General features: G+C 37.5%; 22 protein-coding genes. 3 read left to right on the top strand and 19 right to left on the bottom strand.

Features of this window, described 5'->3' with window-relative positions; translation table 11 throughout:
• Positions 1-430: 430 nt before the first annotated feature.
• The 16 genes from LKO26_RS01585 to LKO26_RS01510 all read right to left on the bottom strand — a co-directional run bounded on the left by LKO26_RS01585 (position 431) and on the right by LKO26_RS01510 (position 19171).
• Positions 431-1240: a hypothetical protein gene (locus LKO26_RS01585; protein ID WP_227586051.1), complete on the bottom strand. Its 810-nt coding sequence runs from the start codon at positions 1238-1240 to the stop codon at positions 431-433.
• Positions 1241-2119: 879 nt separating this feature from the next.
• Positions 2120-2683 carry a DUF2141 domain-containing protein gene (locus LKO26_RS01580; RefSeq protein WP_227586050.1) on the bottom strand — a complete coding sequence of 188 codons (564 nt, stop codon included), beginning with the start codon at positions 2681-2683 and terminating at the stop codon, positions 2120-2122.
• 40 nt (positions 2684-2723) lie between these two features.
• Complete coding sequence (locus LKO26_RS01575; protein ID WP_227586049.1) at positions 2724-3050, bottom strand: cupin domain-containing protein; 327 nt, start codon at positions 3048-3050, stop codon at positions 2724-2726.
• 95 nt (positions 3051-3145) lie between these two features.
• Positions 3146-5647, bottom strand: coding sequence for a cation-translocating P-type ATPase (locus tag LKO26_RS01570; RefSeq protein WP_227586048.1), 2502 nt, complete (start codon positions 5645-5647; stop codon positions 3146-3148).
• A 15-nt stretch (positions 5648-5662) separates the two neighbouring features.
• Positions 5663-6787 carry a chromate efflux transporter gene (gene chrA / locus LKO26_RS01565; protein ID WP_227586047.1) on the bottom strand — a complete coding sequence of 375 codons (1125 nt, stop codon included), beginning with the start codon at positions 6785-6787 and terminating at the stop codon, positions 5663-5665.
• Between the two features lie 138 nt (positions 6788-6925).
• Positions 6926-7492, bottom strand: a complete 567-nt coding sequence (locus LKO26_RS01560; RefSeq protein ID WP_227586046.1) for a cytochrome b/b6 domain-containing protein — start codon at positions 7490-7492, stop codon at positions 6926-6928.
• A gap of 33 nt (positions 7493-7525) precedes the next feature.
• Positions 7526-8659: an efflux RND transporter periplasmic adaptor subunit gene (locus tag LKO26_RS01555; RefSeq protein WP_227586045.1), complete on the bottom strand. Its 1134-nt coding sequence runs from the start codon at positions 8657-8659 to the stop codon at positions 7526-7528.
• An 11-nt stretch (positions 8660-8670) separates the two neighbouring features.
• Complete coding sequence (locus tag LKO26_RS01550) at positions 8671-13014, bottom strand: CusA/CzcA family heavy metal efflux RND transporter (RefSeq protein WP_227586044.1); 4344 nt, start codon at positions 13012-13014, stop codon at positions 8671-8673.
• 80 nt (positions 13015-13094) lie between these two features.
• Entirely contained in the window at positions 13095-13472 is a 378-nt protein-coding gene (locus tag LKO26_RS01545; RefSeq protein ID WP_227586043.1) for a hypothetical protein, read from the bottom strand.
• Between the two features lie 94 nt (positions 13473-13566).
• Positions 13567-14022, bottom strand: coding sequence for a hypothetical protein (locus tag LKO26_RS01540; protein ID WP_227586042.1), 456 nt, complete (start codon positions 14020-14022; stop codon positions 13567-13569).
• A gap of 11 nt (positions 14023-14033) precedes the next feature.
• Positions 14034-14624: a TetR/AcrR family transcriptional regulator gene (locus tag LKO26_RS01535; RefSeq protein WP_227586041.1), complete on the bottom strand. Its 591-nt coding sequence runs from the start codon at positions 14622-14624 to the stop codon at positions 14034-14036.
• 976 nt (positions 14625-15600) lie between these two features.
• Positions 15601-16335, bottom strand: coding sequence for a YggS family pyridoxal phosphate-dependent enzyme (locus tag LKO26_RS01530; protein WP_227586040.1), 735 nt, complete (start codon positions 16333-16335; stop codon positions 15601-15603).
• The gene (locus LKO26_RS01525; RefSeq protein ID WP_227586039.1) at positions 16332-17054 is read right to left on the bottom strand and encodes an AAA family ATPase; all 723 of its coding nucleotides are present in this window, start codon (positions 17052-17054) and stop codon (positions 16332-16334) included. Before LKO26_RS01525 ends, LKO26_RS01530 begins: the two co-directional genes overlap by 4 nt.
• A complete protein-coding gene (locus LKO26_RS01520) occupies positions 17051-17596 on the bottom strand; it encodes a GNAT family N-acetyltransferase (RefSeq protein ID WP_227586038.1) in 546 nt (181 codons plus the stop codon). The genes LKO26_RS01525 and LKO26_RS01520 overlap by 4 nt, the downstream gene beginning before the upstream one ends.
• 13 nt (positions 17597-17609) lie before the next feature.
• Positions 17610-18128 (bottom strand): GNAT family N-acetyltransferase, encoded by a 519-nt coding sequence (locus LKO26_RS01515; protein ID WP_227586037.1) that lies wholly within the window; start codon positions 18126-18128, stop codon positions 17610-17612.
• 530 nt (positions 18129-18658) lie between these two features.
• Positions 18659-19171, bottom strand: a complete 513-nt coding sequence (locus LKO26_RS01510) for a hypothetical protein (RefSeq protein WP_227586036.1) — start codon at positions 19169-19171, stop codon at positions 18659-18661.
• A 358-nt stretch (positions 19172-19529) separates the two neighbouring features.
• On the opposite strand from LKO26_RS01510, the gene LKO26_RS01505 reads away from it, so the two are divergent.
• Complete coding sequence (locus tag LKO26_RS01505) at positions 19530-19838, top strand: hypothetical protein (protein WP_227586035.1); 309 nt, start codon at positions 19530-19532, stop codon at positions 19836-19838.
• Positions 19839-20011: 173 nt separating this feature from the next.
• Here the strand turns inward: LKO26_RS01505 and LKO26_RS01500 are convergent, their stop codons facing one another.
• Together LKO26_RS01500 and LKO26_RS01495 are read right to left on the bottom strand one after the other, a co-directional pair.
• The gene (locus tag LKO26_RS01500) at positions 20012-20866 is read right to left on the bottom strand and encodes a hypothetical protein (RefSeq protein WP_227586034.1); all 855 of its coding nucleotides are present in this window, start codon (positions 20864-20866) and stop codon (positions 20012-20014) included.
• Positions 20863-21576 (bottom strand): hypothetical protein, encoded by a 714-nt coding sequence (locus tag LKO26_RS01495; protein ID WP_227586033.1) that lies wholly within the window; start codon positions 21574-21576, stop codon positions 20863-20865. The genes LKO26_RS01500 and LKO26_RS01495 overlap by 4 nt, the downstream gene beginning before the upstream one ends.
• Positions 21577-21879: 303 nt before the next feature.
• Here LKO26_RS01495 and LKO26_RS01490 point away from each other — a divergent pair, with 303 nt between their 5' ends.
• Together LKO26_RS01490 and LKO26_RS01485 are read left to right on the top strand one after the other, a co-directional pair.
• Positions 21880-22761, top strand: coding sequence for a tyrosine-type recombinase/integrase (locus LKO26_RS01490; RefSeq protein WP_227586032.1), 882 nt, complete (start codon positions 21880-21882; stop codon positions 22759-22761).
• Between the two features lie 65 nt (positions 22762-22826).
• A complete protein-coding gene (locus LKO26_RS01485) occupies positions 22827-24038 on the top strand; it encodes an IS91 family transposase (protein WP_227586198.1) in 1212 nt (403 codons plus the stop codon).
• 290 nt (positions 24039-24328) lie between these two features.
• Here LKO26_RS01485 and LKO26_RS01480 read toward each other — a convergent pair whose 3' ends face one another.
• Complete coding sequence (locus tag LKO26_RS01480) at positions 24329-24676, bottom strand: hypothetical protein (RefSeq protein WP_227586031.1); 348 nt, start codon at positions 24674-24676, stop codon at positions 24329-24331.
• Positions 24677-25006: the final 330 nt, after the last annotated feature.

Raw genomic sequence — 25006 nt, 5'->3', positions numbered from 1 at the left:
AAGGAAAACACGATAAAACCGTGAAAAAATACCAATATTAGTCAAAAAAAAAGAGACTCTTCCCGAAGTCTCCTGTATATCTTTAAAATTTTCCGTCGATAAACCCATAATGCTGAAAAAAACTCCCGAAGCTTCCGTTCAGCAAGGTTTTCATTGTTCGTGCTTCGCACGCAACGAAAACTTAGCTATTGGCAGAAGTTATTTTTATAAAATTAGGACTGTTCATATAAAATAAACAATCCTAATTATTATCATTCTATACTTTTTTCTTCTTTATGAATTTTGTATATATAAAACTAAAAGACAAACTGAAGAAAATGGCTGTAACTAAATTTTCAATGTAATAAATTTCATCATCAAAAAAATAATTCAGAATTAAACTTACTACATAAAAAACGACTAAAGATTGAAAAAATAATCTCCACATTTTTTAATCCCAAATATATTGATCAAAGAAACCAGATATTCCAGAAGCCCAAGGCGCTCCCAACATTGCTCCTATTGCTGCTCCTTGTAGACCTGTAATTGCACCAGTGATTGCATCTCCAATCGCTCCTTCAATATCTGCTTTTAAATATTTGTTTTTTATTTTTATTTTCGATGCTGCATTTGTATCTGTAATAAATTTAGCTCTTATTGATTGCCATCTTTCAACATCAGTATTCCAAAATTCATATGAAGACTTTCCAACAAGCATTGCAGATTTTAAAGCTATTTTATCATTTTCACTTATTTCATCATCATTATTTAAATCATTTAATAATCTGTCTATATCGTTTTGAACATTTTGAATTGTTCCGTCAGAATCGATGATAGTTAACAAGTCCTGATAATATTGAGTATTTGTTAATCTGATAAAATCTGTATCGTTAACATAGCTAAAAGTTTTAAAATCATCTAAAAAAGCAGAAATTTGTTCATTACTCCATTCGGTCTCGGTATTTGAAAATACATAATTTTTGTAAAACTCAAAGGCTACGCTGCTTGGTTGATTCGCTTGTGTATAATCACTTTCGTTATTTTCAATATCTTCCATTAAAGCATAAAGACTATTGTTATGCATCGCCCCTATATCTGAACTGCTATATCTTGCAAAAGCACCAGAATTTGAGTTGATTTTAGAAATATTTTCTTGTTTTGCGATAGAATCTGAAACTCTATCTTCATAATTTGAACATGACAGCATGAATAAGCTAATCATAAAAAAAATGATTTGTCTGTAGAAAAAATTCTTTTTCATAAAATAAAAAAATTAATTAAGTTAAAAAATATTAGGTTGTTGATTAATAGATACCTAACGAAATTTTTCTATCAGAATTTATTGTTTATCCGTTAATAATTTCAATCACTATTAATTTTGTTGTCTACACGACTTATGTTTGATTCAATTCTATAACGTTTTAACATATAATTTCTGCCAACGTTTTGGGGCTTTGCGATGGTGGGGCAATCGAAGCACAAATCTTCAATTTTGTACAAAAGTTGAACCGAAGAACTACCGTTGAACTTTGCAGTTTCGCCCCACTATTGCAAAACCCATGTGCTTGTTGCACAACTCCTTTTCCAAAGTTAAACTAATTTTTTGATGGCGACGGATTTTTGTTGAAAATAATCGTGTAAAACATTGTTAACCAGTTGGTTATGTTAATGATTTATTGTATCACCCGAAAAGTTCACCGAAATGCCCAAATTCTACCCGTACCAGGGATGAATTTGTGGTTTTGCCAGAACCATCACATCAGAGCCGTCACAGCCCGCGTATAAGCCCACCTGAAATCCCGAATAATTTTCCCACCGTAAATAAAAACCTCCCCAAAATCGCTTCTGAGGAGGTCATTTTTTACACATTTTGGCCATTATTTGCAGAAAATTGGGGTTGTGCAACGGCGACCGATGTTACAGGCTGGCGTTCTGTCATTCGTGTTGTCAAGTCGTTTTCTATCGTGAGTTTCGCTGTCATTTCCGTGTCGGTTGTGTGTCTGCGGTTTTAAAAAATTTTAGAAGGGAAGGAATTTTAAAAAATAATTTTCTGTTGGGTAAAGCGTAAGTTCTTTTGTAATTTTTGGCCTGTGCGTTTGCTCGTGGGAATTGCAAATGTACTTACGCTTATCTTTAAGGCTTACATATAAATTACCTTTACCTCAACCGTTTTGTCTGCATTTAATTCAAAACTTGCTTTAGAAAAATTGGGTCTGTTTCTTAATCCTATTGTCTGATAATTGGAAAATCCAATTCCCTCTTTGGGTAAGATTAAACCTTTGTCAATCTTACTGTTGTTATTTTCATCGTGTAAAATGTTCACGGCATATTTTCCTTTGGGCAGGTTTTTAAAAGTGATTTCGGATTTACCGTTTACAATTTTTGCTTTCTCTAATTGTATGTCCCTAAATTGCCCTTCCGGTGCTTGCGGATTAAGTGCATTCATTGGCATTAATTGCGTAGGTAATTCCATAAAATATTTGTAATCGGCATTGGCTGTAACTTTCGGAATAAGATTGGCCTTTGCTTCTTTTTCCCTTTGTTCGCTAATGCTGATATGGTTTCTGTTGATTTGCAGGGTTTTGTTATAGACCTGTGCTGTATCAATACATTGTTTCAGTGTCCAGACTTCCTGTGCCTGAACGGTATTCCACCCGATAAATATCAGAGGAATAATAAATAGTTTGCTAGCGTTCACTAACACAATTGAGCAATTTTTTTTGTTTCGTTTTTAATTATTTTAATTATTCCTGTCGTATCATCGTCAACAACATTTTAAAACGTTCGATAGCTTTCAAGGAATGTGGAATGTTTGCGGGCATAATGATAGACTGTCCTTTGCTCAAATAAAAGGATTTTCCATTGATGGTTATTTCTGCTTCACCGTCCAAAATTTGGACAATCGCATCATAAGAAGTTTTATGCTCCGAAAGACCTTGTTCTTTATCAAACGAAAAAAGCGTGAGATTTCCTGCTTTACTTTTTGTAACCTGCTTACTGATAACACCGCCGTCTGTGTATTCAATCGTATCTTCCAATGAGAATACGGTTTCTTTTTCAAATGCTGCCATACCTTTTCATTTTTAAAATTTGTTAGTTAGTATTCACTCGCAAAAGTATAAATATTTTCAGAGAGAACAATACCTTTCTCTGAAAAATCACTTATTTACTTTCTTCTTTTAATCCATTTGTATATCTCAAACCACAAAACTGAAGTTGCAGCAATTAAAAATGTTATTCCTAATTCCGGGATGTTTAATCCGGTTACGTGAAAGAAACCGGCAAATATCGGTATGTACAATATGGCGAAAAGCAATATCAAAGTTGTTCCGATGATCACTGGAAACAAACGGTTTTTGTATTTGAAACTCTCAAACATACTGTAAACGAATGAGCGATTGACCAGGCTCAAAAACACATTGGCAAAAATCAAGGTAGTAAAAACCATGGCCCTTGTTGTTTCTTCGCTGCTCCCTTTTTGAACGGCAAATTGATAGGCAAACAATACACCTGCTGTAATGATCAAACCTTGAATAATGCTGATGCTTAATTCTTTCCAATTCAAGAAAGTTTCGGTCATTTTCCGTGGTTTTCGTTGCATCGTGTCTTTTTCCATCGGTTCATTTTCATAGACAATGGAACAGGTGGGTCCCATAATCAATTCCAGAAAAATAACGTGTACCGGCGTAAAAATATGCGGATAAATCCACCCCAAAAACAAAGGCAGCGAAACGGTCAGAATAATCGGAATATGAATGGAGATAATATACTGAATGGCTTTTTTGATATTGGCATAAATTCGTCTCCCTGCTGCAATTCCTGTGATGAGTTTGTCCAAATCATCATTGGTAATCACTAATGAAGCTGCTGCTTTGGCTATTTCCGTGCCTTTGCTTCCCATTGCAACACCAATATGAGCGGCTTTCAGTGCAGGAGCATCGTTTACACCATCGCCCAACATAGCAACAACTTCTTCATCTTTTTTGAAAGCATTGACTATTTTTAATTTAGCTTCTGGAAACATTCGGGTAAACAAGGTCGTTTTTCTTGTCAGTTCAATCAATTCTGGTTCTGTATGGTGGATAATTTCTGCTCCGTTTACAGCCGGAGTTTCATTGATAATTCCCGCTTGCCGGGCAATAGCATTAGTGGTATCGGCATTATCGCCTGTAATCACCTTTACTTTAATTCCGGCATCGTATATTTTTTGGAATACTTCCTGAATATTTTTCTTTGGTGGGTCGTAAAACACGGTAAATCCTAAGAATTCAAAGTTGAAATCCCGTTGTTTTTCAGGGAAATCATTTTCTTCAAAATTTGACTTGGCTACACCCAATACCCGATAGCCCTGTTTGCCAAAATCGCTGATATGCTGACGCATTTTTTCTTTTTCGCCTTCTGAGAGATTGGATACGGCAAGTATGGCTTCGGGAGCACCTTTGGCGGCTATTATTCGCTCTCCCAATCCATTTTCAAAAAGATGGGTCATCATCGGTGGTTTTCCTTCCAAGGGATATTCGTGTATCATTTGGAAGTTCTTCCGTTGGTCATCGGCTTGAGTTTTTTCATAAACCTGATGCAGCGTTTTCTCCATCGGATCAAACGGAACAGGTTCACTACTCCACATCGCAAACGCAATGAGTTCTGAAAGTTCGGGTGAGTTAAAATCAGCTTCGTCAAAAATATTGTTGGATTTATAATCGAACAAAGCTTTCAAGTGCATTGAGTTTTCGGTAATGGTGCCAGTCTTGTCTGCGCAGATCACCGTGGTACTCCCCAATGTTTCTACCACACTGCTTCGCTTGATGATAATTCCTTCTCGCATCAGTTTCCAGGCTCCCAATGCCATAAAAGTGGTAAAAGCCACAGGGATTTCTTCCGGCAAAATGGACATCGCCAAAGTCAGTCCAACCAATAAACTTTCAATAATATCTCTTGATTGCCAAAAACTGTATGCCCAAACTAATAAAAAAACAACAATGCCGATGATTGCCATCCATTTGACAAATTTTGTAATCTGAATTTGTAAGGGAGATTGCTCTCCTTTGATGTTCTGAATGGATTGTCCGATTTTTCCCAGCTTGGTTTCCGCACCGATTTTTTCCACTTTGAAAACCGCCAGTCCAGAAACGGTCAACGAACCGCTATATACTTTCCGGTCTTCGGTTTCCTGACTTTTGAACACCGAAAAGCTTTCCCCTGTTAGCGATGCTTCATTGACCGAAAAATCATTGCTATGCACAATCTCACCATCGGCATTGATCATCTTTCCTTCTTCGGTAATGCACAAGTCGCCCACGGCAATTTCGTGGGTAGGGATTCGTATTACTTTTGAATTTCGGATAACGGTACTGAGCGGTTCGTTCAGTTTTTCCAAGGCTTCCAATGCCTTTTTACTACGATTGTCCTGATAGAACGAAATACCCGAAACGGCTATAATCGCTCCCAACATAAAAATTGCTTCGGAATAATTGCCCACAATCACATAAATAATCGCCACGGCAATGAGCAAAAGTAACATCGGCTCTTTCAGGATGTCCAATAGCATCGTGTACCAGGCACTTTTCTTCACGTTATCTGCCTGATTGAAGCCGAAATCGTTTCGAGAGATTTTCAAATCTTCTTCCGAAAGTCCAGTCAGGTGTTTGGGAATGTTATAGGGTGTCATAAAACAATATTTTAATTATATTAGATGTAATAAATAGCCCGTCAAAGACCCCAGAAGTATGATAACGACGGAGCTTATTTTTCGGAAGCCAAAGGTTAGAAAAAGGCTGATGATTGCAATGGATATCGTCCGCCAGTCGGTTATTACTTCTCTTCCCATAATGATGCAGACCGAAATAATGAGTGCTACCGAAGCAATATTTACTGCATCTAAAAAGGAAGAGAAACGTGTTGATTTTCGTAAAAATTTCAAAATTGGATTCAATAATGCGACGAAAATAAAAGAAGGCAAAAAGACAGCAAATGTTGAGATAATTGCACCCCAAATTCCATTGATTTGATAACCAATAAATGTAACCGAAGACGTAACGGGGCCAGGCGTAAACTGCCCCACGGCAATGGCATCAATCAGTTCTTGGCGACTTAAAATACCTGTGGTCACGAGTTCAGAATCTAAAAATGCAAACAACACATAACCACTTCCGTACAAAACTGCTCCTATCTTTAGGAAAATCCAAAACAGTTTGAGGTTGGTAACAGAAATTGTGGTCATTAAGGGAATGGACAAGAACGGAATCGGGAAAAAACTGTTGAGTGTATGCTTCTCTTTAAGTGATTTATAAAGCATAAATAGTAAACCGAAACCAAACATTAATAAGATTTCATTTTGCACAAAAAATGAAAAAATTAAAACCAATAATCCAACAATAGCCAACTCTTTAGATTTTGCAGATTGCTTGCCTAATGGATAGACTGCTGCCAAAATAATGGCAATAATTGCGGGTTTGATACCATAAACAAATGGTTCGACTTGAGGAAGTTGTCCATATATTTTGTACAAATAAGCAAAAATCCCCGTGATAAGTACGGCAGGAAGAATAAAAAGACTTCCGGCAACAAGCATTCCCTTCCAGCCGCCTTTTTCTTTACCAATATGTATGGCGAGTTCAGTACTGTTGGGACCAGGAATTAAATTTGTAGCTCCCATCAAATCAAGAAATTGCTGCTCGGATAACCAATTTCTTTTCACTACAACTTCCTCCCGCATCATAGCAGTATGACCAGCAGGACCACCAAATGCCGTAAATCCCAGTTTCAGAAAAAGTCGGGCAATTTCTTTGATGTTGTTATGTTCGCTCACTAATGAAATCTTTGCGTTAAAATTATTGGTTATTACGGTTCATAATCATTTAATTAATATATATTTTTCCAAAATATATAAGGTCGATAGGTTATATTATTGTAAAGTATTTTGGCTTATCAATATCAAAATTTTTCTTTAATCCCCACCAATCATTTTTGAGGTGACACCTTTTTTACTGGATAATTCAGCAATGACAATTCCCACAAAATGCAAAAGAATAAAAATAGGAAACCAATAAATGCCCCATTTGTGAACGGTTTCAATACCTTCTTTCCATTGTGGAAAAAATCCTTGTCTGATACAAATACCCGTAACGGCAGAAATGAATACAAAAAGATAAAAATACACATAAGTAAAACCCTGTAACCGTTCTTTAAGCGGTTGATTGCTTTTAAAAGGGTTAGGAAAGCGAATACCTTTTACCAACATATAAATTATTCTAACAAGGAATGAAAATATCATAATGTGGGCAAATACTTCGTGCCATTGCCACATAGGTTCAAGAATGCTTTTAGCAATTTCCATTGACTGTTCTTTGGCTAATAAATCTGTTTTACTTTCGATGATACCGATTATATGTTTTTTATTCATCCAGTTCATACGAAGAAAACCGGTGAGAAATAACACAGGCATTGCAAAAGCCATTATCCAATGCAAAATGCGATGGATAAGCGTAAAATGAATTTTAATATCTGTTTTCATAATTGAAAAATTTAGTTTTTTGTTTGAAATAATTTATTCTTCACTTTCATTTTTCAGTGCCATTAAGAGTGTGTAAGCATTTTTGACCACGATATTTTCATTATCAAACTGCTCGGCATTGATGATTTCGACAAGATTATTTTCAGCATTTCCGGTTTGCACTTCTTTCATTTCAAAAGTTTGTTTTCCTTTCTCCACAAAAACATAGTGTTTGTTTTCAAACCGAACAATCGCCTCTTCAGGAAGCACATTAGCGTTATGGGCAGAAACCTCTATTTCGGCATTCATAAACATTCCTGGAAGTAAATTTTTATCGTACTGCTCAAACTGGCAATGTACTTCAGCAGCATTCTGACCGGAGATGTTTTTGCTGATGAGAATGACTTCCAAAGGATATTTTGTCTGCGGATGGTTGTTGGAGTATGCCAACAATTTTTGCCCCACATCAAGTTTATTGATGTCTTTTTCAAAAACGGTCAATTTCAAATGAATGTCATTAGGGTTTACCAACTCAAAGAGTATATCACTTGGGTTTACATATTTCCCAATATTAACGTTTACTGCCGATACAAAACCCGATATCGGTGAATAGATATTAATGCTTTTTGAAATGGTACCGGTACTTATTCTTTGCGGATTTAAGCCTATCAATTTCAGTTTTTCTTCCAGCGATTTCAATAAAACCAACTGCGTTTGATAATTCGTTCTTGCTTGCTCAAACACTTTATCGCTCGTGGCTTTGCTTTGGTTCAGCTCTTTCTGGCGGTTGTACTCGCTTTCGGTTAAACTCAACTGGGCTTTTGTGGTTAAATAATCCTGTTGCAACTGTATATACTGTATGTCTTCCATTACTGCCAATGGGTCCCCTTTGCGGATGTGCATTCCGGGCAGTAATTTTGTTGATTTCAGATAACCACCCAACGGAACACTAACCGAAACCAAACTTTGAGGCGGTACATCAATCTTTCCGTTTAATCTGAGTACTGAAGAAATATTGGACGTGAAAATCTTACCTGTTTCAATTGCCGCATTTTTATACTGTTCGTCCGTAAGCGAAAGGGTGTTTTCCTGCGTTGGCCGCTCATTTTCTGCATTGCTCTGTTTGTTGTCATTTCCGCAGGAAGTGAGTAACAGTGCTATATTTATGATAAAAATTATATTTTTCATTTTCCGAGATTTTATTGATTGTTGTGAAAATTTAGTTCAGCAAGCACATTATTCAAATTTTTCACTGCTTCGATATAATCACTTTGAATGCCGATTGCCTGATTGATTAAGAGCACCCATTCCAGATAATTGATGTCACCGTTCAGAAATTGCTTTTCGGCTGTTTCAGTAATGGTTGCTGCATTTTTCAAGGCTGTGTTTTCAAAATAACGAACCATTTCTTCAAACTTTTGATATTCCATAAAAGCAGAATGATACGCATTTTCAAAGTTTTTCAACTTCCATTCGTATTCATTGGCAGCGATATTTTCATTGATTTTTGCTGCATTGATTTTTGCTTTTTGACTACCCGTAAAAATTGGAATACTCAAGCCAAGTTGCACCGAATGGAACTGCGGTGTGCTGTTGTATAATTTATCGTCGGGTCCCGTTCCACGCATTCCCATCAGGTTGTATCCAAAGGAGAGGTCAGGCAATAATTTTGATTGCTCCGATTTGGTAACCGCATTGGCTATCTGTTGTTGCTGTTTCAAAAACTGCATTTCAGGATGCGAAGTCAATAAAGAACTGTCATTTTCTAAAAATGGAATACCTAAATCAGCATCTTCCATCGGCACAAAAACAGTTTCGGTATTAAGCAAGAGTTGAAATTGTAGCTGTATTATTTCCATATCCCTGCCTAACTGCAACAGTTGCAATGCCATCTGTCCACGTTGGTTTTCGGCAGTTGTTTTTTCCAGAACATTGCTTTCTCCGGCTTTAAAACGAAGGATAGCTTTGTTCAGAAATTCGGCAAACAGCGTATCGGTTTTTTGCAACAGCTCTCTTTTGTGTTGCAGGTAAACCAGCGTATAAAAAACCTGAGAAACCTGCTTTTTGAGCTGTGCCTCTCGAACGCCGGTATTCAACAGGCTGCTTTTCCACTCTTCGGTCAGCAATTCTTTTTGTCGTTTATAAACAGTCGGGAAGCTGATCGTTTGGGAAACCCCAAACCGGGTATCGTTATAAATACCATTGATTTGTCCGTATTCACCAAATACATCCGTTCCCGGAATTGCTGTTCCCGATTTTATCAATTTTTGATGGTATTCATTTTTCAAACGTTCATTTTTGACCGAAAGATTATTGGCCAAAGCCGTGTCAATCGCTTGTTGTAACGTGATGGGTGTTTGAGCGTTTATTTCCTGAAAGGAAAAAGCAGAAAATACCACAAGCATCGCAACCAGTTTTTTATTGACAGTTATTTTTCTGTGCGTAAGCATATACAAAATGGGTAAAACAAATAAGGTTAAAAAGGTGGCAATCAATAAACCACCAATCACTACAGTTGCTAATGGTCTTTGCACTTCGGCCCCTTCGCCTGTACTGAGTGCCATAGGCAAAAATCCAAGTGAAGCAACCGATGCGGTCATTAATACGGGACGCAAACGGGTTTTGGTTCCCATCATCACGATGCGTTTCAGGTTTGTATAACCTTGCTTTGTCAACCGGTTAAACTCTGCCATCAAAACAATTCCGTTGAGCACCGCCACACCAAACAAAGCGATAAAACCAATGCCGGCACTGACACTGAATGAAATATCTCTGATTGCCAGTGCGAAAATTCCCCCGATGGTCGAAAGTGGAATTGTGCTGTATATAAGCAAGCCTTGTTTCACCGAACCAAAGGCAAAGTACAGCAGCAGGAAAATAAGTGCCAAAGCAAGCGGAACGGCAACATATAGCCGGTCTTTTGCCGCTTCTAAATTCTCAAAAGCTCCGCCATAGGTGATGTAATACCCCGGAGGCAGTTTTATCTGTTCTTCCACCTTTTGCTGCAATTCACTTACTGTGCTTTGGATATCTCTGCCCCGAACATTAAACCCTACAATAATTCTGCGTTGCGAATTATCCCGTTGGATTTGGTTGGGTCCCTCCACAATGTCCACATTGGCAACAGTACTCAACGGAATTTGTACCCCTTGTGGTGTAGTAATCAATAGTTGCCGGACATCTTCTAAATTTTTCCGTTTCTCACCCGCCAAACGCACCACCAAATCAAAACGTCTTTCGCCTTCGTAAACCATTCCGCTGCTTTCTCCGGCAAAAGCGGCATTAACCACCCGGTTAATATCGCTGATGTTCAAACCGTATTGTGCAATAGTAGTGCGATTGTAATCAATCACTATTTGGGGCATTCCGGTTATGGATTCTACATAAACCGCCTCACTGCCTTCTACTGAATTACTTAATCTCCCCAATTGAGCTGCATAAGTTGCCAGTGTATCCAAATCCTCACCAAAGATTTTCACCACCACATCCTGCCTCGCTCCGGACATCAGTTCGTTAAAACGCATATTCACAGGATATTGAAAACCGAAAGAAACGCCCGGCAAGGCTTCCAAGGCTGCGGACATTTTAGCTTCCAGTTCGGTATAGGTTTTAGCGGAAGTCCATTCTTTGCGTGGTTTCAAAATAATCATCATATCTGATGCGTCCACCGCCATCGGATCGGTTGGCACTTCACTGCTTCCTGTTTTTCCGACTACTTTTTCCACTTCCGGGAAATTTTCGAGGATAATTTCAGATGCTTTTGAGACCGCTTCAACCGAAGTATTCAGATTACTACCCGGCAAAACCCGGGTGTCCACTGCAAAATCGCCCTCGGGCAATGCCGGTATAAATTCTCCGCCTAATCTTGTGAATATGAAAACGGCAACCGCAAACAATCCTAAAACAGTTGCCAAAACCATTTTTTGACGACGTAATATTTTGGTCAGGTATTTTTGATAAAAACGTTCCAAACGGTTCATCATCCTATCCGAAAATGTGGTTTTGTGCGAGATTTTTTTGCTCAAAACCAGGGAACTCATCATCGGAATATAAGTGAGTGAAAGCAGGAAAGCACCGAGCAAAGCAAAAACTACGGTCTGTGCCATCGGCATAAACATTTTTCCTTCAATGCCCCGCAGGGTAAAAATGGGCAGATAAACGATCAGGATGATAATCTGTCCGAAAACAGCTGCGTTCATCATTCCCGATGCAGAAGTTTTCACCTCTTCGTCCATTTCGGACTGTGTAAGTTTATTGACATTTTTAAATACTTTACTGTGGGATAGCTTGTGTAAAACCGCTTCCACGATAATCACAGCTCCATCCACAATCAATCCGAAATCCAAGGCTCCCAAGCTCATCAGGTTACCACTCACGCCAAAGGTGTTCATCAGGATTATCGCAAACAACATAGACAACGGAATGACCGAAGCTACGAGCAATCCTGCCCTAAAATTGCCCAGAAACAACACCAACACAAAAACCACGATCAAAGCCCCCTCCAGCAGATTAGTGGTTACGGTACTGATGGAATTGTTTACCATTTTGGTACGGTCCAGAAAAGCATCAATCATAACACCTTCGGGCAGCGTTTTCTCGATCTGGGTAATGCGTTCTTTGATGTTTTTGATGACTTCGTTGCTGTTTTCGCCTTTCAGCATCATCACTACCGCTCCAGATACTTCCTGCTCGCCATTATACGTCATTGCTCCGTATCGTGGAGCACTTCCCAGACGGACTTCGCCTACATCACGAACTAATAATGGCATTCCGTTGGGCAGATTTTTAACGACGATATTCCGAATATCTTCCATACCGCCGACTAATCCTTCGCTGCGGATAAATAAAATGGTAGGACCTTTTTCTATATAAGAGCCACCCGTATTCTGGTTGTTGGTTTCCAAAGCAGTGAATACATCGCCAATGGTAATATTGTATGCCATCAGTTTTTCGGGAATGACCGCTACTTCGTATTGCTTGAGGTATCCGCCAAAACTGCTCACTTCGGCTACGCCTTTTACATCCAACAATTGCCTCCGGACAATCCAATCCTGAATGGTTCGTAATTCCATCACATTGTATTGGTCTTCGTAACCTTTTTTCGGGCGAACGGTGTATTGATAAATTTCGCCCAATCCTGTGGTAACGGGTGCTAAGACAGGTGTCCCAACACCTTTGGGGATTTGCTCCTGAGCCTGTTGCAATCGTTCAGAAACCTGTTGTCTTGCCCAGTAAATGTCGATATCATCTTCAAAAACAATCGTTACCACGGACAATCCAAAGCGTGAAAAACTGCGGAGTTCTATCAGTCCCGGAATGTTGTTGTTGACCTGTTCGATAGGGAAAGTAATGAGGCGTTCCACATCGGGAGCACCCAATGCAGGAGCTACCGTAATCACCTGCACTTGGTTGTTTGTTATATCGGGGACGGCATCAATTGGAAGCTTTCTAACTTCATAAATTCCATAACCAATAAGGGCAAGTACAAACAGACCTATGATGAGTTTGTTCTTTATTGAAAACTCAATGATTTTATTCAGCATAATTCATTCAATTAATCGTTTTGAGAAATGTGCAATTGCGATAGGCACAGTAAAAAGCCTATCGTTCATTCAAAAAATGATTAACTAAAGCGTGGCGGTTGCCAGATGCTGTTCAGATATGCGTTTGAATAGCTTTGCTGATTATAGGCAGGAAGTTTTAGATCTGCCGTTACAACGGTTTTGTGAGTAATTACAAAAAACGGAGGTGACACGATGGAAACAATTGATGAAAAATGACCATCAGTTGTTTTAAACGGTAATTTATCGTGATGGTTGTGGTCGCTTTGATGATGGTGGTTGATGTCTCCGGTATAGTGCTGTACTAAAAAATTGAAGAGCGAGGTGTTATTGTCTTCTTGTGTATGCTCTATATAATGTTGCACCAACATTGGCAATTTCAGTACCTCTCCGAATGCCGTATTTGCACTCAGAAAGGTAAAGAGAAATAATATTGCCAAAAGTCTTCTCACATTACAAAGATACTTGTTCTATAAACAATTTGAATAAATAATCAACAGATTCTTTTGATTATTAAGCAAATAGCTATTTAGACTAATTAAAATAATGATGGTAGTCCTGATACGATTTTTGCAAACTCAAAACGATCTGATTAGCTTTTGCTTCATCGGTTTCACTTTCCAGCGTTTTTACTATTTCAAGGTGCGGGTGTAGCCATTTGTGTAATTCGTCGTGGCTTTTGCCTGTCATCGTACAGCTTCTTATGAGCTGGGTGTTTTGGTCTTTTAGTTGTTCGGCAAGCGTTTTATAATCCGTCTTTCCGTCCTGAATATAGGCATTAACCAATTCTTCCCCTTTCATTACAAATGGCTTCATTTCTTCGTTCACCAACCATTTTTCTCCATTGTTGAGTTCGATAGATTCAGAACTTTCATCTTGTTGATGTTCTGCGTGGTTTTCAGTTTCCTGATGTGTGGTTGATTTTTCAGTTGTATTATTACAACTCCACAAAAACAAAACGCTAATTCCTAAAACAAATACTTTTTTCATATTCTTAATTTTTAATTTTTCTCAATCATTTTCAAAATTCCATCTAAGACCGTTTTTCCGTCCTTAACAAGATTTGATTTATGTCCTGATAATTTCCATTTCAGCACGGTCATTCTCATTCCGCCAATAATTATGGTTGTTAGGGTAGAAGCTCCAATCAATTTATTGTATTGCCCTTCTTCTTGACCTTTTGTTATGTTTGCTTTCACATATTCCTGCATCATATTCATAATTTCAGCCACTTTATTACTCAAACTTTCATCAAAATGGAAAATGCTTTCTGCAAAAATGACACTCACAATAGCTGGTTTGTTCGTAAAAGTTTGTAGCTGTGAATTAAAAATCGATCTTAATTCATCAGCAGTCGTGTCTGTCGGTTTAAAAGAAATAGACTGAATACGGTTTTTCATTTCTGTTTTGAAATATTCAAGTAAACTCAATAATATTTCATTTTTACTTTTGAAATGTCGGTACAATGCAGGTTCAGACAAACCAATATCCTCTGCCAATGTTTTAATTGTCAAATTCTGAATACCATATTTTGAAATACGGTTGGTTGCGGCTTCCATTATCTCAATTTGCCTGCCTGTAAATTCTTGCATACTTGTCTAATTTGATTTTATATTAGTTAGTATTCACTCGCAAAGGTAAGTAAACTTTTTAATTCAACAAGTTCTTTACAAAAAAAATGAATTTGTTGTTAGGGCAGGTAAAATTGGCTCTTTTCAAACTGTGGGTGGTGGGTGGGCTTGGTGCGGTTTGCAAATGTGCCAATGTGTGTCAGCTGAAATTATTTTTTAAAATGTGCGGTGGGAAAATTTTTTAAAACCTTTCGGGTCTGTCTGTGTCAAATTGTAGCGAAACTGTCTGTTTTGTCGTGAATGTTGAGTAGTACGGTTGTTCTTACGCTTGCCTGTAACGGTTCTGTGCTTGGCGTTCGTGCGGGATCTCGGAGGACAAAACTGTCAACCTACCACAAAACTCCAATTGAAAAACTGAACTTGAATTTAGCACTGAACCCGCCATATTGCCAAACCAATGTGCTTGTTGCACAACTCCTTTTCCAAAGTTAAACTAATTTTTTGATGGCGACGGGTTTTTGTTGAAAATAATAGTGTAAAACATTGTTATCCAGTTGGTTATGGAAATGATTTATTGTATTACCCGAAAAGTTCACCGAAATGCCCAAATTCTACCCGTACCAGGGATGAATTTGTGGTTTTGCCAAAAGCATCTCATCAGAACCGTCACAGCCTGCGTATAAGCCCACCTGAAATCCCGAATAATTTTCCCATTGTAAATAAAAACCTCCCCAAAATCGCTTCTGAAGAGGTCATATTTCGTGCATTTTGGCCATTATTTGCAGAAAATTGGGGTTGTGCAACGGCGACGGCTGTTATAGGCTGCCATTCTTTTCATTAAGTCCGTTTTAAAATAAACAGCAGCTATTACTTCGGACGGCATTGCGTGATAATTCACGGCTTCTATCCGTTGTAAAGGATTATCGCTTTCAGTCTCCTAATCGCTGATTGCCGTTTTTAACTTATCAAAAGTTCATTTTAAAATATGTCCATACAGTTATTTTATGTCCTCGTTCCAATAATAGCTGTCGGGGTAAATTCTTTGTCCGAAAATAGCCGTACCTACTCTTATAATGGTTGCTCCCTCTGCAATGGCGGTTTCCAAATCGTTACTCATTCCCATTGATAACTCTTTCATTTCCACGTTTGGGATTTCTAAAGCAACGATTTGTTGTTGAATATCTTTAAGCAACCCAAAGCATTTACGTACTTTTTTGGTTTCGGAACTAAACAAACCTATGGTCATCAACCCTTTTATTTTGAGGGTTTCCAACTGTGCCACCTGTTTTACCAATTCAATGGCATTATCGGGGCTTGCGCCAAATTTGCTTTCTTCAAAAGAAGTATTTACCTGTATTAGTACTTCTATGGTTTTGTTTTCAAACAGTAAGCGTTGGTGTAATTTTTCCGCCAAATCTAAACGGTCAAGCGATTGGAAACAGGAAACATCATATTTCAAAAGGTCTTTGATTTTATTAGTCTGCAAATGTCCGATGAAATGATTGCTATGCGGAACATCTTTCAATGCTTCGTATTTTTCTTTGAGTTCCTGCACCTTGTTTTCGGCTATCAATGTTTGCCCTGCCTGCAAAGCGATTTTGATACGCTCCGCAGGCACGGTTTTGGTTGCCAAGAGCAATTTTACATCATTGCGATTTCTGCCGTTTTCTTTACAAGCATTGTTTATTCGCTCTTGTATAACGGCTATGTTTTGTAGAATTTCTTCGTTCATACTTCGACATTTTTTTGTTTTTCTTCCAGTTCTTTTATCAGTACCGATTTTACCGATGTAAACGTATGGTCTTTGGCTTCGGCAAATGAAATGTTGTATTTGCGTTCTATGTTCTGTAACTCTGCGGGAAATCGAGATAATAGCTTGTTGTAATACTCGTCTAAAATTTGGGGTGTAGGCATTTCAAAGTTTATCCGCAACTGAAACCGCCTTAATAAAGCTGTATCAATAATTTCGGGATGGTTCGTCGCACATAGCAAAAGGGCTTTTTCAGGATAATAGTCTATCAACTGAATGAGTGTATTGACCAACCTCCGCATTTCGCCTACGTCTTTATCATCGTTGCCCCTCGCTTTTCCTATCTGGTCAAATTCATCTAAAAACAAAACGGCTTTTTCCCTGCCTGCTTTATCAAATACCTGTTTGATATTCTGCGATGTTTCGCCAATGCGAGAACAAACCACATTGCTCAAATTGAGTATCAGGATATTTTGACCCAATGCCTGTGCTATGGCTTTGGCGGTCATCGTCTTGCCACAGCCCGAACTGCCGTGAAGCAATATTTTGTTATTTACAGGCAGTCCGTATTGGCTCAATTCTTCAATATATTGATGTTCCTTGATGAGTTGTCCAAACTTCTCTTTGTTGGCTTTATCAAGAAATACATCGTTTAATGACACCTGTTCTTTGTCGTTTATAATAAGGTCAAATACGTTCATTCTGCTTTAAATTTCCTGTTCCATTTTTCTTTACTGATTTCGTACATAAAATTCAGTTTGGGAGCTTCGCCAAAATAAGTTACTTCCTGTTCTGCAACTTTTTCAGCACCTAAACGACTGATGGCTATCTGTGAGCGGATATTATCTGCTCCGATATGGAAATACACCTTTGAAACAAACTGAAAAACATAGTCCAGCATTGTGGATTTTACCAATTGATTGATGCCCTTTCCCCAATACTCAACCGCATAAAACGTATAACCGATAAATATGCTGTTTTCCTGTTCGTTATAATCGTAAAAGCGTGTACTGCCGATAACGCTTTCTGTAGCTTTGTTTACAATTTTAAAAGCTCCCTTGCTTTGTATTGCTCCGTCAAAGAATGTTCTAAATATGTCCTTTTTCCAACGGTCTTTATTGGGATGCTGTTCCCATATTTTGGGGTCAGAAGCTGTGGTATATAAAGCTTCAAAATCCTTTTCCTGTAAAGGATAAAGGATTAGCTTTTCGTTTTCTAATGTAGGTTGAATGTTAAATTCCATATACAATACGTTTTTACAAAAACTTTTTCATCATTATATCAGTCTGTTCATCATCTCCTAATCTAAAAATGTGTTTGTCAAAGTCTACAAAACCATTCTTTTTATAAAAATTTATTGCTCTCGGATTTTCTTCCCAAACTCCTAACCAAACATAATCCGCATTTTTGTTTTTGGCTATTTCGATTGCTTTGTCATATAGAATTTGGCCAACTTTTTTTCCGTGAAATTCTTTAAGCACATAAATTCTCTCAATTTCAAGAGCTTTGTCGTCTTTTAGTTCGGTTTGAGATTGTCCGAAGTTCAGTTTTAAATATCCAATTATTTTTTCGTCAATTTTCGCAAAATAAAATTCTGCGTTTTTGTCATTAAGTTCAGTTTTTAATTTGTCAGTCGAAAAACCATTTTCTAAATAACTTTCCATATTTTCTTCGGTGTTACTTTCAGAAAATGTTTCGTAAAAAGTTTGTCGTCCAATTTTTTGTAATTGGTCAATGTCATTTACTGCTACTTTCTCAATGTCAATATTTTCCATTCTATCTTTGTTGGTCGAAGTTTTGATAAGGTTGCAGCTAACGGTTCGGCAGCTTGGCGAAGGAGCGGAAATCGAAGCACAAATGTTCAGTTTTGCACAAAAGTTCAATCGAAGAACTGAACTTGAATTTAGCACTGAACCCGCCATATTGCCAAACCAATGTGCTTGTTGCACAACTCCCCCAAAGTTAAACTAATTTTTTGATGGCGACGGGTTTTTGTTGAAAATAATAGCGTAAAACATTGTTATCCAGTTGGTTATGGTAATGATTTATTGTATCACCCGAAAAGTGCACCGCAATGCCCAAATTCTACCCGTACCAGGGATGAATTTGTGGTTTTGCCAAAAGCATCTCATCAGAACCGTTACAGCCCGCGTATAAGCCCACCTGAAATCCCGAATAATTTTCCCACCGTAAATCAAAACCTCCCCAAAATCGCTTCTGAAGAGGTCATATTTCGTGCATTTTTGCCAATACTTCCAGAAAATTGGGGTTGTGCAACGGTTACCCATGTTGGTGGCAGGTGTACTTATAATTCTTCATCGTCAAGGTCTTTTTTTAAACTTGCAATTTTCAATTTTCTATTTCGTATTAAATATTTCAGGTCATGTATATTATCAATCATCAATTGTCTATTGTAATAATTTATATGTTCCAAAATTCCAAACACATTTACAATAATTGCCCAATAAAATAAATTTTCAGGTTTGATAATCCAACTATTTACATAAAGTTGAAGAAATAATGGAATAGGGATTAATATTATAAGTACTATGTTGATCTTTTTAAATTTTTGAAACAAATTAATAGCAGTTTGTTGATTAAACTCTTTATTAGTTAAACGCTTCAACTTCAACTTCCAATAATACTGACCTTGAAAAAGAATAAAAACCATCAAACCCAATCCATAACTTATAAATATCGTGTTAAGGAAACCATATCTAAAATTAATATAAAATAGAACACCTAAAAAGAAAAATGCGTTGAAAAGTTCTAAAGGATAGTACCATTTTAATCTATCAATTATGTAGGTTTTGCTCATTTATTTTCTTTTATTAAATTAAGTTTGATTTTAACAGAATGTGTTTTACACTTGCCACCAACGAAAAAGTATTGGCGAAGTGCGGGCTGGATTGGACGAAAAGTTCAATTCAGAACCGAGCGAAGCCGATTCTTTTTCAGATTGTTAAATTAAGAAAAAAAAACAATATGAAAAGCAGCGGCGGATAAAAAAGAAGAGTAGTTCAATTACCCCTTAAACCCCGCATTTTGCCAAACCCATGTGGCTGTTGCACAACTCAAATATAAACAAAATTCAAGAATGTTTCATTTCTTTGAGTTTTCGCATAAAATATTGATAATCATTTGTTTAATAAAGTTTGTTTGCGTAAATTTACCTTATGCAAGGACGAAAAGATTTTACCCCGAAATTGTTTTATGAGCTGAGTTTAGATCGTTTGGTTCCCGCAGATAACCTTTATGGCAAAATAAACCAAGAATTGGATTTGCATTTCTTGTATCAATATACCCGAGGAATAAAAAATGCCAATAAACACGTTCTGATGGCTGCTCTCACCTACAATCTGAAGAAATACCTCAAGTTCATCACCCGAAAAGTGCACCGCAATGCCCAAATCATGAACCTTCCGAAGGGGAAGTTTTGGCTTTGGCAGAACTTCATTCCCAACGCTTCAATAGCTTCCATTTAAGCCACCCTAAAATCCAAAAAACTCTCACCGCTAAAAACAACAACCCCTCTTAAATCGCCTTAAAAAAGCTCGGTTTTTATAGACTTTTCACAACTTAACGCAGAAAGATCTGGGTTGTGCAACGGTTACGCTTGTTATGTGTTCGCCCTTATTTTTTGTTTGGTTTATGTTATTTATTTTTTCATCTCGTATTCAAATCTTGCAACTTTAAGACGCCATAATTTGAGCGTTTGTTTTGCTTTTAGTTTTTCATTTTCATCACTCACTATAAGTTTGTCCGTAAACGATTTGATGTATTTGCTCCAACAATTCCCTTTGGAATCGTTCAGTAAAAAATAAAAACCGGCATCCCCAAATTTATTTCCCGATGAATCTAAAATCAGTTCGTTTTTTTCTCCGACAGAAGGTTTCAAAATAACCGTTGCATTTCCTTTTGGCAACGGAAAAATGGCTTTTACGCAAGTAATTCCTGAGGGTAGCAAACAAGTTGTATAAATTCCCGAATAAATAACTTTTCCTGTTGATTGAAATTTTCGCAACCAAATCGTGTATTTTACTTCGTTGGTGTTTTTTGCAACTAATTCAATGATTTCGCTGATCAGATTTTCAGAGGATTGAATGTTGTTTATCGGAATATTGAGTTGATTAATTCGCTGACTGAACAATCTATTCACGACATAACCAAATATCTTAAATATCGGATTCCATTTTACATTTAATTGCAGTTTATATTCAGACGTTTTTTCGTAAAAATCAATAACATTTTTCGGTAGTTTTTTAATTTCATTTTCTGATAAATTCAAACTCGAAATGGAATCTAACAATCCTTTGGAATTGGATTTTCTTATTATGGTTAAATCTTCCTTTTCGGCTAATTGATGAATGAATTTTTCTCCAATTCCGTTTACTTCTCCAAAAGTACCAAACAACCACGTGTTTTCAGACGGATTGATTTTTCTTCCACAAATAATAACCCATTGTTGCGTAAACCAATCCTGAAATTTTTGCATTGTATCTGCTAAATTCATATTGGTTCAGTTTGATTTTGGATATATTTTTTTTGGTCATTCCATTCTCCATATTCTGCAAGTGGTCTGAAACGCAATGTGGTAAACTCAAAATGGAAATTTTTTCTATCACGTTCTTTCATCGCATTGATGTGTCGTTTGGGTTGCGGAGTTTTGCTGTGTCCACGAACCATATCGGTCATCGCTTTTTGTGTTTTCCAAATCGAAAAAGTTGAGATGATATTTGGGTATCGAATAGAAGCCAAAGACAAAGTTGTTCCGTTATCGTCCCGAACTTGTTTTTCAACAGGTCTTCCCCAACGAAGAAATCTCGGAATTTGCGTGTATTTCATTCGAGCGATTGTAACGGCAACTACTGGATTATTTTCATTTTCCAATTCCGTTTCGTGATTGGGAATTTGAAATCCCGAAATTTTCCCCCATTGTCGTAAATATTCCAATCGAATATGCCAACCTTTTGCTATTTGTTTTCCTTTTGGGTTGGATTGTAAAAATTCATCGAGATACTTTTCATTTTCCCATTGAGCGAAAACCACAATTTCTCTGTTAAAAAATCGGGATTTGGAATAGACTGACGAACCTAATACCATTGCGGACATCGTTTCTGCATAAATCAATCCATTTACTTGTTTTGATTTAATTGGTAAAAACATCATTCTGAGTGCAGAAATAAAAGATAGTTTTACAAGATGATAAGAAAATATACTCATTTTTTCTGTTTATGCCCGATCATTCATAGGGTGACACATAACGGTTGGGTATTTCTGTTGGCGGGGATTATTATAACTGGTTTTTGTAAATATAACAAAATGAACAACTGGCGAAAATCTTGATGATGTAAACTTCAACCCCGCTAATAGAAATACTTTGTTGAACTAAACCTTCGGTAGCTTTCCCAATCGCATAAATCAGTTACTTTGTAAAGTTAATTAAAAAACCAATAGAATGGCAACAAAAAAAAGAGTTTAGAAGAGCTCAGAGAAAACAAAATCATCAATCAGGCAAAGCGCGAAGTGCCTGGTTTTACAGAACTTTTAAGCCGTTTTGAACGTACCGTTTCGGTGTTGGGACGCAGTCAGAGTACGTTCAATAATTACTCCAGACACGTGGCGGCGGTGTCGCTGCATTTTGGGAAAATCCCGACAGAATTGGATCCAGAGCAGATCCACGATTACCTTTTTTACCTTCAGAAAAAATCAAAATCACCCTCGCAATCGTACTTTAAACACACGGTTTACGGACTTCGTTTTCTGTTGAAATCGGAAGGATTGAGCTACGGTTTTCTAAGTCTTCCGGAAATTAAAAAAGAGAAAAAACTGCCCGTAGTGCTCAGTAAACAGGAGGTTTGGCAGATGTTGTCCGGCTGTAAACTTTTAAAACATAAAATCTTAATCGGGTTGCTTTACGGCTGCGGATTGCGATGTCTGGAAGTCAGAAATCTTCGTCTCTGTGATTTGGATTTTGACAGAAAACAGCTGAAAGTGGTTCAGGGAAAAGGCAAAAAAGACCGCTACTTACCTTTGTCGGACCATTTAATTCGGGGTTTAAAAAAATACATTGAAGCGGAAAAACCGGAAGATTTTCTCTTTGGAGAACCCCGTGCAAATCGTGCGGGTGGAGAATTCGATTCAAGATATTCGCAACGTGGCGTACAATGGGCGGTGAAACAGGCTTCAAAAACGGCAAAAATAGGGAAAGAAGTGAGTGTTCATACGCTTCGGCACAGTTTTGCCACGCATCTTCTGGAAGATGGGATGAACATTGTGAGCATCAAAAATCTCCTCGGCCACGAAAACATCGAAACGACCCTCGTTTACCTTCAAATCGCCCAACTTTCTACTCAAAAACTCTTCTCTCCACTGGATACTTTGTTTGAGGAATGCAGAGCGAAGTAGTTGGTTTTGAATTTGTTAAAAGCCAAAATTCAAGCTTTAAATTTAATGAAAATCAACGTTTAGAAATCTCAAAAATACAGTCTGCTCAATCTGAATCTCAACCTCGGTATGAAGTCGCCGATGTGCTGAATATTTTAGGTTCAAAACTGGAAAATCTAGCACTAAATTCCTGGCAATTAAGAACTTTATTTGCGTTAAAAAAGTGCAGAACATCGGCTTTGGGCGGTCATATCGATGCGTGTGACGAATGCGGAAATATCAGCATCAGCTACAACTCCTGCCGAAACCGGCACTGCCCCAAATGTCAGGGCAAAAACCGGGAAAAATGGATGGAAAATCGGGAAACCGAACTGCTTCCTGTGCCTTATCTTCACCTGGTTTTTACGCTTCCGGAAGTTTTAAACAAAACCGCACTTCATGCTCCGAAAATGTTGTACGATATTTTATTTGAATCGGCTTGGGAAACGCTTCAAACCTTTGGTGAAAATCGAGGTTTAAAAATGGGAATGATCGCTGTTCTGCATACCTGGGGACAGAATCTGAGTCTGCACCCGCATTTGCACTGCATCGTTCCGGGTGGTGGTGTGGATGAAAACGGAGTATGGAAAAACATCAGAAGTGATGGTAAGTTTTTGTTTCCTGTAAAGGCTTTGAGCAAAGTTTTCAGGGCGAAATTTTGTGAGAAACTAAAGGGTCAATTATCATTAAAATGTAATAAAAATCAGATTGAAAATGATGAAAATCAATTTGAAGATCATCAAAATACAGCAGAAACTTATGAAAAACTCAGACAAAAACTTTGGGAAAAACCTTGGGTGGTTTTCGCTAAAAAGCCTTTTGGAAGCCCAAAATCTGTGGTAGAATATTTGGGCAGATACACGCATAAAATCGCCATCAGCAACCAGAGAATCAGGAAAATTGACGCGGAAACGGTAACTTTTTCTTACAAAGATTACCGCCAAAAAGGCATCAAAAAGCAGATGGTTTTAAGCCATGAAGAGTTTATCCGAAGATTTGCGATGCATATTTTACCGAAAAGATTTGTAAAAATCCGTCATTATGGTTTTTTGAGCAGCACCTGGAAGCGTATCAAACTTAAAAATCTACAACAAAATTTAGGCATCCAGCCCATGGAAAAACTTCCATCCAAAGCTTTTCAGCCGAAATGTAGTTGTTGCAGAGTTGGAAATCTTGTGACGATTGCAACGTTCGATTTGCGAGGTCCGCCAAGTTGGTTTTTGGAGATGAGCCGAAACTTTAAAACCCCAAAAATCTAGCATTTTGGGTAAGGGATTTTATACCCAAAAGTGAAGGAAAACACGATAAAACCGTGAAAAAACACCAATATTAGTCACAAAAAAAGAGACTCTTCCCGAAGTCTCCTGTATATCTTTAAAATTTTCCGTCGATAAACCCATAATGCTGAAAAAAGCTCCCGAAGCTGCAGCCTGTCCTGAGCGAAGCCGAAGGGTTCAACAGGGTTTTCATTGTTCGTGCTTCGCACGCAACGAAAACTTAGCTATTGTACGACGTTTTTTTATCCAAAAGTCAATAGTTTCCATTTCATTTATTGTAATGTTCTTTCATATTCTGCGAGTTCTTTTTCCCAACTTTCATTACTCAGGTTTTTAAAGTATTTTTTTTCAATTATGGTTTTGTCAACTTCAAGTGGGTTTAATGTGAAAATATTTTGCTTAATTTTCTTAATAGCGATTTTGTGGAAAATTTGAAACATTGTCCAAACCATTAAGTTTCCAAATTTATCATCTTCCGATAATTTGTTTTCCACTTCGTCCCATTTTTTTGATAATTGAATTGATTGCATTCCATTTTTACCCAATAAATTTGCGTCGTGAAAATTTATTTCAGTTCCCCAAAATGGTAAGATTCTGTTGTAAATATCAATAAATTTCATTTATGCGGTTTCTCAATAAAATGTCGTACAACGGGCCGCGGCTTGGCGATAGTGGCGGATTAGAAAGCCAAAACTTTCAATCTTTCACTAACTTGAGCAACAGCTTTTTATTATTTACTAAATTAACAAAAAAGGAAATATAAAAAGCTGTTGCGACAAAAAATGTACGAACTTTCTATATTTCCCATAACCCGCCATTTCGCCAAACCGATGTTGAACTAAACCTCCGGTAGCTTTCCCATTCGCCGTTTTAGTAATTTTGTTTTTATTAAACCCTAAAAAACATATAAAATGGCTACAAAAAAAAATCTCCGGAGGAGTTAAGGACTA

Source organism: Chryseobacterium sp. MFBS3-17 (assembly GCF_020687745.1).
Lineage (GTDB): Bacteria > Bacteroidota > Bacteroidia > Flavobacteriales > Weeksellaceae > Marnyiella.
Note: the sequence above shows the minus strand (reverse complement) of the source record. Positions and strands in the feature narration are given on the sequence as shown.